Here is a 587-nt window from a genome sequence, read left to right as displayed (position 1 = left end):
CGCACTATTATGTTGATTATGCCGAAACCCATTTAAAGCGGGAACAGCCCAACTCTATCTATTGGAGCTACCTGCTGGGACGGAACTTAGATCAAATGAAACAAGAATGGCCAAACATCTTAAAGGTCATCCAATGGGCAAGTGACACCGATCAAAAAGAAATCCTAATCGAACTCATCACCCGCATCAGCCATTTTCTAAGCAGAATCAACCTGCCCCTGCGAATCGAATACGGACGCAAAGCGGCCGACGCCGCCCATCACTTAGGCCAACACACACGAGAAGCGTACTTCCGAATCGACACCTCAGGCTGGGCATTGATGGAAGTCAATGATTTAGACGGAGCGCTTCAGCAAATAGAAGCCGGGCTGAAGATTCTTGAACAATCCGACGCTCACGATGCCCATGATCTAAAGGTTTGGGGATACGCACTCAAAGCAAGGCTGTTTTTAAAAGACGGGCAACAGGAAAAAGCAGAGACCATTTTAAACGAAATCGAAAATCAACCGATTTCCCCTACCATTCAACACAGAGTTCTATTGGTTCGCGGTGACTTAAGCTTTGCGAGAGGTTATCATGTAGAAGCC

General features: G+C 46.8%; 1 pseudogene. It reads left to right on the top strand.

What is annotated here, in order from left to right:
- A pseudogene (locus tag ACWHAR_RS29830) lies at positions 1-587 on the top strand (transcriptional regulator); the annotation flags it as partial.

The sequence above is a fragment of the Bacillus sp. LR--39 genome (assembly GCF_053613335.1).
This window is presented reverse-complemented; position numbering and strand designations above follow the sequence as displayed.